We start from the raw sequence: 14,305 nt of genomic DNA, 5'->3' as shown, positions 1-14,305 counted from the left end.
CAGGCTGGAACTGAGACAAAACACTCGGTTAAAGTTGTCCGATGAGTTCGCCGACCGCCCGTGACCACAACACGATCAGCGTGCTCGGGGCGGTTCTTGCCGGGGCCCCGATCACCCGCAACCAAGTCATGGCGTTGACCGGGCTGAGCAAAGCCACCGTCTCCCGTGCCGTGGAGGAACTGCGCATCGCGGGCCTGGTCGTCGACGGCGACGTCGACAGCGTGGTCGGCCGCGGTCGCCGGTCGACCTACCTCGATCTGGCGCGGAACGCGGGACACGTGGCCGGCGTCAGCTTCGGCGTACAGGACACCCGTCTGCTGGTCACCGACCTGCGGGGCCGGGCGATCGTCAAGGAGTCGCACCCCACTCCGGGGCTGAGTTCCGCCGCGGAGGCCGGGGCCTGGCTGACGCGGCACGTACGCCGGGCGAGTGCGGCCGCCGATGGCGCCCTCCGCCAGGTCGTGGTCGCGGTCCCGGCCACCGTGCGGGCCGGGGCCGAGGTTGTGCGCCCCCCGGCTGCGCTCGGCTTCCTCGCCGGGACGGCGTTGCACGATGCCATGCAGCGCAAGTTTGAAGTGCCGGTCAGCTTCGACAGCGACGCCAACGCGGCGTTACTCGGCACGCTCGCGGAGGAGGACATCGGGGTTCGAGGAGATGCCGTGCTGTTCAGCGTCAGCAGCGTCTTCACCGTCGCGGCCTGCGTCGACCGTCAGCTGGTGCGCGGACATACCGCGGCCTTCGGAGAACTTGGTGTCCTGCCGGCCGGTGTCGGCGAAGAGACCCTCGGCCGGCTGCTGAGCAGCAGGGGATTGCTCGACTTCGCTCGCCGGCAAGGTTTACGCCTCCAGCGGATCGAGCACGCCTGGACCCGCACCCCGCCGGGGAGCGAAGATGTCGTGCGTGCGTTCACCTCCGCCGTCATCGCCGCCGTCGGCGTCGTCGCCGTGACCCTCGACCCCGCCACCGTCCTGTTCACCGGTCGTCTCGCACCACTCGTGGAAAAGGTACTGCCCCAGGTTCGCGACGCGCTGGCGTCCGCGCTGCCGATCGTGCCGGCCATCATGATTTCCAGCACGCGTGAACTCGGCCTGTCGACGATCCGGGGTGCCGCCGAAGCCGGAATCCGCGCCGCCCACCGGCAATTGCGCGACCACATGCTGACCGCGCGCTCAAAGCGGCTCTACGCCGAGGCCGCCGGGCCATACCTTTCATAAAACGAACGCCCTCGGGGCGACCTCAGCCATTCAAGGGCCATCACCAGTAATGCGGCCTCGTTGGGAACAGCGAGCCTCAGACCGGTCGCGTCCTCCACCGCCTTCAGCCGGTTCCGGACGGTGTTGCGATGCCGGTAGGTCTGCTCGGCCACCGCCGCCACCGATCCGAGTTCGAGAAAACTACCCACCGTTTCGATGATGCTTTCGCACTCACGGAGTTTCATCAACGGCGTGAGCACCTCCCCGGCCATCAGGCCCGCGAGTTCCTCGTTGCCCGACATGATGGCGCCGACCCAATGGGACTTGATGGGGCGGAGACCGGACTCGACGCTGCTCCGCATCGCGGCGCGAGCCAGCCGTACTCCGGCGGCGGTGTTCCCGAGTCCGGTGATTTCCGCCGTCCCGCAACGCCAGTCGTCCAGTGGCCTGAGCATGCGGTGAATGGCGCGGCCGCCTTGACGTCCGCTGTTCACGATTCCCAGTAACTCGTCGCCGAGGTATCCGAAATGAAAGGGCAGGCTGGCCTGCTGGAGCGCGTGGCGACATTTTGTGAGGGCGTGATGTTGAATCGGTACCCCGGCGGCCACGACGACGGTGAAGCTGCCGTGCGCCGCCATGCCCAGAGCGGCCGAAGCCTCGGCGACGACGGCGTCGTCGTGTTCTCCCTCCAGAATCAGGCGCTCGAAGGCACGCCTGCGGATTTCGAAGCGGTGACTGTCCAAATGGGCCTGCGTACGCCGGTATGCGTCGACGACTTCGATGTTGTTGGCGTCGATCGCTTCCCAGGCCACCAGCAGGCCATCGAGAAAATTGTGTCCATCGGCAAGGCCCCGGCTGCGCCCCTCCTCGATGATTGCCTCCCACACGGTGTGGAGGTCCAACTGAAACGAACGAACCACCGCGGGTAGCGGAAAACCTTGTTCGGCCCGCTGCCGGCCGACGTCTGCCGTGGCTTGCGCGACCTCGGCGGGCACCGATTCGCCCGCGAGCCGGGTGAGTGCCAGCCGGAGTGTCCGACGCATGCCCGCCAATTTCTGCCCCGGCTCGGTTTCAGTCATCCGCGCATAAGCGGGCTCTTCCCGATCAAGGCGTGCTTGAGCGGTAACGGCCAGTTCGTCGAGGCGCTCGGTGAGCAGCATTTTGGCGATCGAACGGACCGCCTCGTCTTGGCGGCCTCGACTCCAGTCGTCGGCTGATGTCCTCATGACCACATCTCTCATCCGTGGGCTCACGATCTGTGAGGATTGTGCACGCGCACAATAATAGGCGTGTCATCGCAGGTCAAAGCTCCATTGACCCTTCCTGGCGGGCGCTGATTGACTAGGCGAAATCCACCCGTGAAGAGACGGTGATCACATGAGCGTATCGTCCCCGGCAGAAGCAGCGGAGCCGCAGCGGAGTCTGCCGGCCACGGAAAGTGGCCTGAGCAAGAATAGCATCGGCGTCACCGGCATTGTGTTTTTCGTGGTCGCCGCCGCCGCACCGCTGACCGTGGTCATCGCGCTTTACCCGCTCATTATCGGTAGTGGGAACGGCATCGGAATCGCCGGCGCGTTCCTCGCGATAGCGATCGTGCTGCTGGTCTTTTCGGTGGGGTACGTCGCCATGAGCAGGCATGTGACCAACGCCGGTGCCTTCTACGCCTACGTCACTCTGGGATTGGGCCGTTCCCCCGGTCTCGGAGCCGCCAGCCTGGCGGTTTTCGGCTACAACGCCATCCAGCTCGGGCTGTACGGCGGCATCGGCTATTACGCACACGACCTGGTGAAGGACTGGGCCGGGATCGACGTGCCGTGGTGGCTGTACTCATTCCTTGCCATGCTGATATGCCTTGTTCTGGGCGTGAATCGTATTCACTCCGGTGCCCGTGTCCTGGGCGCGCTGCTGACACTGGAGACCGCGGTCATCATCGTCCTGAACGTGGCGATCCTGTTCAATTCCGACACACCGGTCGGCAAATTCTCCTTTCAGCCGTTCGCGCCGTCGACAATTTTTGCCGGGGCGGTCGGGGTCGCTCTCATGTTCGCCCACGCTTCCTTCATCGGTTTCGAAGGCACCGCGATCTACGGTGAAGAAGCCCGGGACCCGAAGCGGACCGTGCCCCGCGCCACCTATATTTCGGTGATCTTCATGGGCGTGTTCTACGCGATCACCTCCTGGCTGATCGTGAACGCCCTCGGCGTCGACAACGCGGTCACCGTAGCGAAGGAACAGTCGGGGAACCTGGTGTTCGCCGTCAGTGACCACGTACTCCCGGCCGTGCTGACCGGAGTGATCCACATCCTGATCATCACCAGCATGTTCGCGGCGCTGCTGACCTTTCACAACAACGTCGCACGCTACCTGTTTTCACTGGCCCGCCAGGGTGCACTGCCCGCTTTCCTCGGCCGGACCCACGTCAAGCGCCAGTCACCACATATCGCCTGTGTGGTCCAGACCATTATGGTGGGTGTGGTCGTCGCCGTGTTCGCGGTGGCCCGCCTCGACCCGTACACCACATTGTTCTCCTGGATGACCGGGATCGGCGCGGTGGCCATCATTCTGCTGCAGTTCGTCGCGAGCATCGCGATCTTCGTGTTCTTCCGGCGCAACAATCTCGACAAGCGCGTGTGGAACACCGTCATCGCGCCCCTGCTGGGCATGGCCGGGCTGGCACCGATTCTCTATTTCGCGCTCAGCCAGGTCGACGTCCTGCTGGGCACCGGTGGCTGGCTCGCGACGCTACTCGTCGGTCTGGTGTTCGCGTCCCTGCTCGGCGGCATCGCATGGGGGCTCGTCCTTCGTAAGGCCAGGCCGCGGGCCTATTCACGGTTGCTCAGCGATGTCGGCCAATAGCGCCGGTCCCGCTGTGCGCGGGCACAGACCGCCCTTCGATTCGGACTACACAGTGAGAGGCATCCGCAGATGACTTCGGTCACCGCCGACGACGCCGGCAAAGCAACCTTGATGCGGCTTCCCGAGCACATGCTGACGGCGGCACTGCTGCGCTACTTCGATATCACCTGTGCCGCCGGCGAACAGCTGGGTGGCGAAATCGACCAGAACTTCAAGGTCATCGATCAGAATGGGCAGCTCTATTTCGTCCGTGTGACGCGGGCCGATCCCTCTTCGGTCGATCTCGCCTGGCAGAACACCCTGTTGCGGCATCTTGCCAGTACCGTGCCGGAACTGCCGGTTCCCCGCCTCGTCCGGACCGCGTCCGGTGACGACCAGGTTGCTCTGTCCTATGCCGGAACGTCCTACGTCGTCCGCGTGATGAGCTGGTTGCGCGGACGTCCGCTGGTCGAAATCCCGCATCATCCGAAAAACCTGTTACGCGAGCTCGGCACCATGGCGGGCCGGATGAACCTGGGCCTGTCGGGACTGGCCCGGCCGGACGGGCTGGCCGGTCATGACTGGGACGTGTTACGTGGCCGCGAAATCATCGACAGCTCGATCTCGTTCATCGACGATCGGGGGGACGCGGCGCACGTCGGTGAAATCATGACGTGGTTCGATGATATCCGGGCGGAGCTGCCGAATCTGCCTCATTGCGTTGTGCACCACGACCTCAACGATGCCAACGTCCTCGCGGACCTGGACGAAAACGGCGCCCTGCGGATCAGTGGAATGGTCGATGTCGGCGACGCCATGTACAGCGCCCGCGCCGTCGAGGTCGCCATCGCGGCGGGGTATGCGATGCTGCGCAAAGACGACCCGCTCACCGCCGCCGCGGAGGTGGTGGCGGGTTTCCACGCCGTCGTGCCGATCACCGCGGAGGAACTCGCCGTCATCTATCCGCTGGCCGCCACCCGGCTGTGCATGAACGCCGTGACCTGGTATCGCCGGGTGGCGGAGTCGGGATCGGAGTACGGGCGCAGCCGTTCGCGGCATGTCTGGCCCACCATCCGGAAACTCACCCGGACTCCACCTGACCTCGCCGAAGCCATTTTCCGGGCCGCCTGCGCATTGCCTCCGGAAATGGCGGAGGGGGTGAAGACCGCGGGCGACGCGATCGCGTCTTCCCTCGGCCCCGCGCGCCACCTCGACGCGACGCCGGCGGCCGATATCTATGACGATCTCGACTGGACCGATCAGGCGGAGCTGCGCGCGGCAGTCCGTAGCCTGCTGGACGGACGTCCGGGCGTACTGGCGCATCTGGACGCATCCCTCATGTGGTCCGGTCCCGGTGCGGTCGGATCGAAGGAGCCGGCCACGGCCAGGCTGGGCGCGACGGTGCTCCTCGATGAGGGCACGGAAGTCCGCGTCCCGATCCACGGCATCGTCGAACACACCGCAGCCGAAGACCGTCCGCTGGTCTTGCGTCATGAAGTAGACGGCGCCGAGCTTTACACCTGCTGGTGGAATCTGGAGTGTGCCCACCGGATCGGCGACGAACTGGCGTTGGATGCCCGGCTCGGGGTCGTCGGTCCGCGCCCGGTCGAGCCAGGCTTCGGACCGGGCGTCCAGGTACAACTTCTCGCCTCGGCGCAGATCGCGACCTGGCCACCGCCGCGCCGGATCCGGCCGTCTCAGCGAGCGGCGTGGGAACAACTTTCTGCCGACCCGGTGCCAATGCCGCGCGACATCCCGGGGAAGGCGACCGCGTCGACCTTACGGGAATTCGGCACCGTGCGGCTTCGGGCCGGCCCCATGAATTTTGTGCGTGGCCGGGATGTCTGGCTGTTCGATGGAGACGGGCTGGGGTACCTGGATGCGCTGAGCACCGTCGCGCCCGTTGGGCATGCTGAACCACGGATCACTGCCGTGGCAACTCGCCAGATGCGCAAACTCGTCACCGGCAGCGGGTTCGTATCCCCACAGGTCGCCAGTTATGTCAAGAAACTGGTGGCGACCTTGCCCGCGCCGCTCGAAGTCGTCTTTCTGGTCCGTTCCGGCGATGAAGCCAACGAACTCGCCGTGCGGATGGCCCGGCAAGTCACCGGGCGCGAACATGTTGTCGCCGTCGAGGGCTCGTTTTGTGGCAGTATCGCCCGGTACGCGACACACGAAGTTCGAATACCTGACCGCTATCGCGGTCCCTACGGCTACGGCGATCCGGGCGCGGGCTCGAAATACGCAAGCGATGCCGCTTCCGTCATCGAACGAATCGACGCGGACGGCCGCCGGCCCGCGGCCTTCATCGGTGAGCCGCTGATGGGCCAGGCCGGCACCGTCGTTCTGCCGGAGGGCTATCTTGCCGGCGTGCACGACGCAGCCCGGAAGGCCGGTGCGCTCTGTATCTCCGACGAAGTCCAAACCGGTGTCGGGCGGCTCGGACCGTGGTGGGGATTCGAAAGTCAGAATGTGATACCCGACATCGTCACGATGGGAGAATCCTTGGGAAACGGCCATCCGCTGGGCGCTGTCGTCACCACCCGGGAAATCGCCGGGGAACTCGACGGCAGCACGGAATACTTCTCCGAGTTCAGCGGGAATCCTGTCTCGTGTGCCATCGGCGAGGCGGTACTCGACATCGTCGACGGCGACGGTCTCCGGGAGAATGCGGTGGAAGTAGGTGACTATTTCGCATATGCACTGCGCGAGCTTCAGCACCGGCAGCCGCTGATCGGGGAAGTCCGCGCGCACGGCTTGTCTCTTGGCGTCGAACTCGTCCGCGACCGCGAGACCAAGGAGCCGGCGCGCCGCGAGGCGTCAGTCGTCGCCGGGCTGGCCCTTAACCACCATGGAGTGATGGTTTTCCCGGCGGGTGTGCACGAAAACGTGCTCACCATCAGGCCGCCCCTGACCTTCCGCCGGGAGCATGTCGACAGGTACGTGGAAACGCTCGATCAGGTCTTGTCACTACCTGAGCTTTCCGCCCGTCCGAATAAGGAGTTTTGATGGCCACCAACCTGAACATGTTTATCGACGGGGAAGCCGGCCCATCGGCATCCGGTGCGACCGAATCTGTTGTGAACCCGGCCGACGGTGAGGTCGTCGCCAGTGTTCCGCTTGGCGGCAAGGAGGACGTCGACCGGGCCGTGGCGGCCGCGGAAAATGCCTTCTGGGACTGGGCAGAGACGTCGCCGGCCGAGCGCGCGAAGGCATTGCTCACGCTTGCCGACCGGCTCGAAGCCAACGCCGACGAATTCGCGTCGCTGGAATCGACCAACGTGGGCAAGCCCTTGCACATCGCCCGCGAGGAGGTCGATTTCGCGGCCGACAACTTCCGTTTCTTCGCGGGCGCGGCCCGGGTTCTCGAAGGTAAGGCCGCCGGCGAGTATTCGCCGACCCACACCAGTTTCCTCCGGCGTGATCCGCTCGGTGTCGTCGGCAGTATCGCGGCGTGGAATTTCCCCTTGGTACTGGCGACATGGAAGATCGGGCCCGCACTGGTGACCGGCAACACGCTCGTTCTCAAACCGAGTGAACAAACCCCGCTCACCGCCCTCAAGCTGGCCGAACTCGCCGCCGACCTGTTTCCCGCGGGCGTGTTCAACGTGGTCACCGGGCACGGCGACACGGTGGGCGAGGCGATCACGACTCATCCCCGGATCCGGATGACCTCACTCACCGGTGACTCGGCCACGGGCAAGCGCGTCGCCGTGGCCGCCGGCGGAAACCTCAAATGCCTCGCCCTCGAACTGGGTGGCAAAGCACCGGTTCTCGTTTTCGAGGACGCGGACATCGAACTCGCGATACGCAAGATCGTCGAAGGCGGATACGGCAATTCCGGGCAGGACTGCATGGCCGCGTCCCGCGTTTACGTGGCGGCCTCCATTCACGACGACTTCGCGGCCGAGTTGGCCAAAGCCGTGGGCAACGTGGCCATGGGCGATCCGAAACTGGCCACGACCGAGATGGGGCCGGTCATTTCGGAGCAGCACCGCGACCGTGTCGCGCAATTCGTGGCACGCGCCGTGGCGGCGGGCGACGGTGAACTCACCGTCGGTGGTCCCGCCGATGGCCCCGGCTTCTGGTACAAGCCGTCGTTGATCGTCGATGCTCCGCAGCACTCCGAGATCGTGCAACGAGAGGTGTTCGGACCGGTTGTCACCACCACGCCTTTCGCCGACGAGGCGCAGGCGTTCGAGTGGGCCAACGACATCGAATACGGGCTCGCCTCCTCGGTGTTCACGGCGAGCGTGTCCCGCGCCATGCGAGCGGCCCGGCGCCTGCAGTTCGGCACCGTGTGGATCAACGAGCACGCCCCGATCGTGCCGGAGATGCCACACGGCGGCTTCAAGCAATCCGGCTACGGCAACGACATGTCGGCGTATTCGCTCGAGGGCTACACCGAGATCAAGCACGTGATGATCAATCTCGTCGAGGGCTGAGGCCTTTTTCCGCCAAATGTGAAGGATGACGATGATGGACCATTCCACCGGCGGTCGCACGCTCGTGGTGAATATGTTCCGGACCCGTTCTGGTGTCTCCGCGGCGCAGTTCGCGGAGTTCTCGGCCAAAGTGGACCAGCCGCTTTGCCTCGCGCACACCGGTGTGGTCAAACGATTCGACGCCTACGTGGTCGCCGGCGCGACGGCCGAGGCGCTGGACGCGGATGTCGTCGAGTTCCTGGAGGTGAGCGACTGGGACGAGTGGGTGCGGATCCGGGACAACGACCCGTCGCTGCGTCCTGTCATGTCCGGCTTCGACGAACTGGTCGATCCGGCCTCCGTGCGTTCGTCTTTCGTCACTGCGATTCCGAAGGTGCATTGATCATGTCTGAAAACGGAACCAAGGCCTACGACGCGATTGTCGTCGGTGCCGGTCACAATGGTCTGATCACGGCGAACTATCTCGCCCGGGCCGGCCGCCGCGTCCTGGTGCTCGAGGCCCGCGATGTGGTCGGTGGTGCGTGTGTCACCGAAGAACTCATCCCCGGCGCCAAGTGGTCCTCCTGCGCGTTCATCGCGGGCCTGCTCCGGCCGGAGCTCCTGCGGGACCTGGAACTGGAGAAATACGGGCTCGAGTTGTACCAGAACGAGGCACTCGAGGTCGGTATCTTCCCGGACGGCAGTCACCTGTTCCTCTGGAAGGACATGGACCGCACCCTCAAGGAGCTGGCCAAATTCAGCGAGGCCGACGCCAAGTCGTTCCTGGATTTCGGCCTTCACGTCAAGCAGTTCGCATCCATTATTACGCCGTTTCTCATGCGACCTCCGACCAGCCGCTCCGAGGTCATGCGCGCTTTCGAAGAGGCGGGCGCAGAGGGACTGTTCGACGAGTTCGTGCTGTCCTCGATCAAGGACCTTCTTGATCGCTACTTCGAGTCCGGCAACATCAAGGGACTGTTCACCTTTTTCGGCATGGTATCGATCTGGGGTGGCCCGTCGACCCCGGGCACGGCAGGTGTCTACGGACACCATTCGGTCGGCGAATTCAAGGGTCACCTCGGCCAATGGGGTCTGGTCAAGGGCGGGATGGGCGGCATCACCGGCGCGATCGCGAAGTCGGCCGAGGCCCACGGCGCGGTCATCCGGACCGGTTCGCCGGTGGCGGAGGTGCTGGTGTCACGCGGTCGCACCACCGGGGTACGGCTGAAGTCGGGCGAAATCTTCCGTGCGCCCGTTGTCGTGTCGAACGCCGATCCGTTGCGCTCGCTCGACCTGCTGCCGAGCGGAGCGCTGAAGCCCGCGGTCAGGAAGTCGATCAGCCAGTTCGACTACCGGGGTTCCATGGCGCGAATTCATCTGCTTATCGATGAACTTCCCGAGTACATCGGTTTCCCCCCTGGCCGCGGTCCCCAGCACGAAGCCCAGCAGATCATGAATGCCTCGGTCGAGACGTTCGAGCTGGCGTGGGAGGCTCAACGGCGCGGAGAGCTGCCGGACGAGTTCGTGGTCGAAGCGATGATCCAGTCCACGACCGATCCGACTCTCGCGCCCCCCGGAAAGCACACGATGACCCTTGGCGTACTGCAGATTCCCTACGAGCTCGCCGGTACCACCTGGGACGAGAAACGTGACGAGTTCGCCGACGCGGTTCTGGAGACGGTGTTCCGTTACGCGCCGAATCTCCGCGGGCATGTTCTGGACCGGGTCGTGCTCACCCCGCTGGATCTGGAACGCGAATATCACCTGACCGGTGGCAACATTTTCCACGGAGCAATGTACTTCGACCAGCTCTTCGGCAACCGGCCGATTCCCGCGCTGGCCGACTACCGTACTCCGGTCGGCGGTTACTATCTCTGCGGTTCAGGTACCCACCCCGGCGGGGGTGTGATAGGCGCGAACGGACACAACGCGGCGAAAACGGTGCTGGAGGACCTCGACGGGTCCAGAACCGTCCCGTCCGCGCCGGTCACGGCCAAGCTTCACCGGGGCTTGCCCGATCGTGTCATGGGCAGTAGGTACGGTCGCGAATTGGGCTATCGCGTCGCACGCCAGCCCGCGCTCCGCCAGGTGGTCAAGTTCTTCACTCGTAGTTCGCAACTTGGCTCGAAGGCCGGGCGGAATGACTGAACATCACTACGACCATTTCATCGGCGGAGATTGGCGTCCACCGGCGACGGGTGAATACTTCGACAGCTTCAACCCGGCCACGGGCCGGCCGTGGTACCGGGCCGCACGGGGCAACCACGTGGACGTCACCGATGCTGTCGTCGCGGCGCAAAACGCCTTTTCGGTCGGGATTTGGCCCCGGCTCACCCCGACCAAACGCGGAAAACTGCTCAGGCGCCTCGGCGACCTGATCGAGGAGAACACCGAAGAACTGGCCCGCAAGGAGTCGCTCGACAACGGCAAGCTGCTGCGGGAAATGCTGGGTCAGGTCAAAGCGTTGCCTGAGTACTATCACTATTTCGGCGGCCTGGCCGACAAGGTCAACGGTGAACTGCTGAACACGCTGGATCCGGCGATTCTCAACTACACACGCAGGGAACCGCTCGGCGTGATCGGCGCGATCACCCCCTGGAATTCGCCGTTGTTGCTGACCACCACGAAGGTCGCGCCCGCACTCGCGGCAGGAAACACCGTGGTGGTCAAACCGTCCGAACACACCGCCGCTTCCGTGCTCGCCCTGGCGCAACTGTTCGATCAGGCGGGATTTCCGCCCGGTGTCATCAACATCGTCACCGGTTACGGAACCGAGGCCGGTGCACCACTGGTCCGCAATCCGGGAGTCGCCAAGATCGCCTTTACCGGCAGTACCGCGACCGGCCGTGATATCGCCCGGGAAGCAGGCAGCCGGCTCGCGGGCGTGGCGCTGGAACTGGGTGGAAAGTCGCCCAATATCGTCTTCGCGGATTCGGACCTGGACAACGCGGCGACCGGCATCGTGGCGGGAATCTTCGCGGCCGGCGGGCAGAGCTGTATCGCGGGTTCACGAGTTTTCCTTCAGGATTCGATCTACGACGAGGTATTGGCGAAGGTGGTCGATCGCGCGAAGACGATTCGCATCGGCGATCCGCTGGAAGCGGCCACCGAACTCGGGCCCCTTGCGCTCCGGGAACAGCTCGAGAAGGTCGAACGCTACGTCGAGCTGGGCCTGCGGGAGGGCGGCGATCTCCTGCTGGGGGGTGCCCGGCCCGTCGGTCAGGGCGACGGGTGGTTCTATCAGCCGACGATTTTCACCGGGGTGGAGAATACGCACACCATTTGCCAGGAGGAAATCTTCGGTCCGGTGATGGCGGCCATGCGTTTCACCACGGAAGAAGAGGTCGTCCGGCAGGCGAACGACACCGAATTCGGTCTCGCCGCCGGAGTGTGGACATCGGATCTCGGGCGTGCGCACCGGATGGCGGAATCACTGGAGTGCGGAACGATATGGGTCAACACCTACCGGGCGATGTCACCGCTGTCCCCGCGTGCGGGCTTCAAGCAGAGCGGCATGGGAGTCGAGAACGGCCCGTCGGTACTGAACGAGTATTGCCACCCCAAGAGTGTCTGGGTCAACCTGGATCAGGGCCGGATGGAAGATCCGTTCGTACTGCGCACCTGAGTTTCTTGCCCAGAAAGGAGTGCGGGCGCCCATGCCCTCAGAGCCCGTGGTGCGGACCGAACGCGGCCCGCTGACCGGAATTCGTGTCATCGAACTCGGCTCCGTGGTGGCCGGTCCGTTTGCGACCCGGCTGCTGGCCGACTACGGCGCCGATGTGATCAAGGTGGAGGCGCCCGATCGTCCGGACCCGTTACGGACATGGGGCCAGGAAGCCTATCGCGACCACCACCTTTGGTGGACCGTGCACGCACGGAACAAACGCTGTATCACGTTGGATCTTCGTTCGCCGGACGGCCGGAAACCGTTCCTCGAACTCGCCCGGACGGCCGACGTGGTGGTCGAGAATTTCCGGCCGGGAACAATGGAGAAATGGAATCTGGATTACCCCACATTGTCGGCGGCGAACAAGGGGCTCGTCCTGGTCCGGGTCTCGGGGTTCGGGCAGACGGGGCCGTACAGTAAGCGACCTGGATACGCGTCCGTGGCCGAGGCGATGGGGGGCTTGCGGGCGATCAACGGATATCCGGGACAGGCGCCACCACGGATGGCGATTTCCCTGGGCGACTCACTCGGGGGCCTGTTCGCCGCGCTCGGTGCCGTGGCGGCGCTGCAGCACCGGTCGAGGACGGGCCTGGGGCAGGTCGTCGATGTCTCGCTGGCCGAATCCTGCCTCGCGCTGACCGAATCCATGATCCCGGAATTCGATCGTCTCGGCCGGGTCCGCCGGCCTTCGGGCACGCGGCTGGACGGCATCGCGCCGTCGAATCTGTTCAAAACGGCGGACGGAGTCTGGGTCATCGTCGCGGCCAATCAGGACACGGTTTTCCGACGGCTGTGCCGGGCCATGGCCCGCCCGGAACTGGCGGACGATCCCCGGTTCGCGACGCACGTGGACCGCGGGCGGAACCAGGACCTCGTCGAGGGAATCGTCGCGGAATGGGTGGCCGGGCACGACGCGGAGACCGTGCAACGGCTGCTCGACGATGCCGACGTCGTCGTCGGTCCATTGTGGACAGCGAAGGAAATCGTTTCCGACCCGCACTTTGAGGCCAGGGAGATGCTGGTCCCTCATTACGACGAGCGAGTCGGTGAGAACGTGCTCGGGCCCGGCGTCGTCCCGAAGTTCTCGGCGTCTCCGAAGTCCGTTCGATGGGCGGGCCCCGCCGAACCCGGTTACCACAACGCCGAGGTACTCCGCGAGATTCTCGCTTCGACGCCGGAAGGCGTGGACCAGAAGGAGTCCCAGTGAGCGGTTTCCCCTTGTCCCTGCCCGCGGCCATCAATCTCCGAGAGGTCGGGCCCCGGGACGGCCTGCAGATCGAAAAACCCATTCCCACCGCCGACAAACTGCGCCTCCTGGAAAGCCTTGTCGCGGCCGGTCTGCGGAGAATCGAAGCGACCGCGTTCGTGTCGCCCCGAGCCGTCCCGGCCATGGCCGACGCCGAGAAGGTCGCCGCCGAGCTTCATCGATGGCCCGAGATCGAATGGTCGGCTCTCGTCGCGAGCCCACGGGGAGCCGTCCGCGCGATCAACGCCGGCATCGCGAATGTGGAATACGTCGTCTCGGCCGCCGACGGTCACAGTCAGGCGAATGTCCGCCGTTCGACGCGTGAGGCCACCGACGCGATACCCGAGATCGCGGCAGCCGTGCGGAAGGCCGGGGGCCGGTGTGAAGTGATCGTTGCCACCGCGTGGGACTGTCCCTTCGATGGGCCGACCAAACCGGCGAGAGTGCACGAGGTTGTCGAGCATGCACAGGAATCGGGTGTCGACCGAGTCTGCTTGGCCGACACAATCGGGACGGCGACCCCCAGGCGAATCGTAGAGCTCGTGGAGTCGGTGCGCGAGCGGGTGGCATCCACTCCGATCGGTCTGCACATGCACAACACCCGAGGTGCCGGGCTCGCCGGCATCCTTGCCGCGATGCAGGTGGGAATCGTCGACATCGACGCTTCGGTCGGCGGTCTTGGCGGATGCCCGTTCGCCCCCGGTGCGAGTGGAAACGTTGCCACTGAAGAGCTTGTGTACCTTTGCCAGGACATGGCCGTCGAAACGGGCGTGAACCTCGGACTCCTGCTGCGGGCCGCCGCAGCCGCCGAAATCGCGGTCGGCCGCACGCTGCCCAGTAATCTGTTGAAAGCAGGTGACCGCGCGCGTGTGCCACCTCGTCGCCCAGCCGGCAGGCTTGTGTGACACACCACGGGGCGCCGCCCCCTGCCAGCGGCCGT

Annotated in this window: 10 protein-coding genes; 9 read left to right on the top strand and 1 reads right to left on the bottom strand. The window is 65.1% G+C overall.

The window, feature by feature from the left end:
- Window positions 1–41: 41 nt before the first annotated feature.
- Window positions 42–1,214, top strand: coding sequence for an ROK family transcriptional regulator (locus tag GKO32_RS00405; RefSeq protein ID WP_154754714.1), 1,173 nt, complete (start codon window positions 42–44; stop codon window positions 1,212–1,214).
- Here GKO32_RS00405 and GKO32_RS00400 read toward each other — a convergent pair.
- The gene (locus GKO32_RS00400) at window positions 1,181–2,353 is read right to left on the bottom strand and encodes an RsbRD N-terminal domain-containing protein (RefSeq protein ID WP_166459294.1); all 1,173 of its coding nucleotides are present in this window, start codon (window positions 2,351–2,353) and stop codon (window positions 1,181–1,183) included. The genes GKO32_RS00405 and GKO32_RS00400 overlap by 34 nt on opposite strands.
- 217 nt (window positions 2,354–2,570) lie before the next feature.
- Between GKO32_RS00400 and GKO32_RS00395 the strand changes: the two genes are divergently transcribed.
- From GKO32_RS00395 to GKO32_RS00360, 8 genes are all read left to right on the top strand, one after another.
- On the top strand, window positions 2,571–4,049 hold the full coding sequence (locus tag GKO32_RS00395; RefSeq protein ID WP_154754712.1) for an APC family permease: 1,479 nt from the start codon (window positions 2,571–2,573) through the stop codon (window positions 4,047–4,049).
- Between the two features lie 69 nt (window positions 4,050–4,118).
- A complete protein-coding gene (locus GKO32_RS00390) occupies window positions 4,119–7,037 on the top strand; it encodes an aminotransferase class III-fold pyridoxal phosphate-dependent enzyme (RefSeq protein ID WP_154754711.1) in 2,919 nt (972 codons plus the stop codon).
- The gene (locus GKO32_RS00385; RefSeq protein WP_154754710.1) at window positions 7,037–8,473 is read left to right on the top strand and encodes a gamma-aminobutyraldehyde dehydrogenase; all 1,437 of its coding nucleotides are present in this window, start codon (window positions 7,037–7,039) and stop codon (window positions 8,471–8,473) included. The genes GKO32_RS00390 and GKO32_RS00385 overlap by 1 nt, the downstream gene beginning before the upstream one ends.
- Window positions 8,474–8,504: 31 nt before the next feature.
- Window positions 8,505–8,855: a RedY/HapK family protein gene (locus GKO32_RS00380; protein ID WP_154754709.1), complete on the top strand. Its 351-nt coding sequence runs from the start codon at window positions 8,505–8,507 to the stop codon at window positions 8,853–8,855.
- 2 nt (window positions 8,856–8,857) lie between these two features.
- On the top strand, window positions 8,858–10,600 hold the full coding sequence (locus tag GKO32_RS00375; RefSeq protein WP_154754708.1) for a phytoene desaturase family protein: 1,743 nt from the start codon (window positions 8,858–8,860) through the stop codon (window positions 10,598–10,600).
- A complete protein-coding gene (locus GKO32_RS00370) occupies window positions 10,593–12,077 on the top strand; it encodes an aldehyde dehydrogenase (protein WP_154754707.1) in 1,485 nt (494 codons plus the stop codon). Before GKO32_RS00375 ends, GKO32_RS00370 begins: the two co-directional genes overlap by 8 nt.
- Window positions 12,078–12,108: 31 nt before the next feature.
- The gene (locus tag GKO32_RS00365) at window positions 12,109–13,326 is read left to right on the top strand and encodes a CaiB/BaiF CoA transferase family protein (protein WP_154754706.1); all 1,218 of its coding nucleotides are present in this window, start codon (window positions 12,109–12,111) and stop codon (window positions 13,324–13,326) included.
- On the top strand, window positions 13,323–14,270 hold the full coding sequence (locus GKO32_RS00360; RefSeq protein ID WP_208024221.1) for a hydroxymethylglutaryl-CoA lyase: 948 nt from the start codon (window positions 13,323–13,325) through the stop codon (window positions 14,268–14,270). The genes GKO32_RS00365 and GKO32_RS00360 overlap by 4 nt, the downstream gene beginning before the upstream one ends.
- The last annotated feature ends 35 nt before the right edge of the window (window positions 14,271–14,305 follow it).

Source organism: Amycolatopsis pithecellobii, from assembly GCF_009707865.1.
GTDB lineage: Bacteria > Actinomycetota > Actinomycetes > Mycobacteriales > Pseudonocardiaceae > Amycolatopsis_E > Amycolatopsis_E pithecellobii.
Note: the sequence above shows the minus strand (reverse complement) of the source record. Positions and strands in the feature narration are given on the sequence as shown.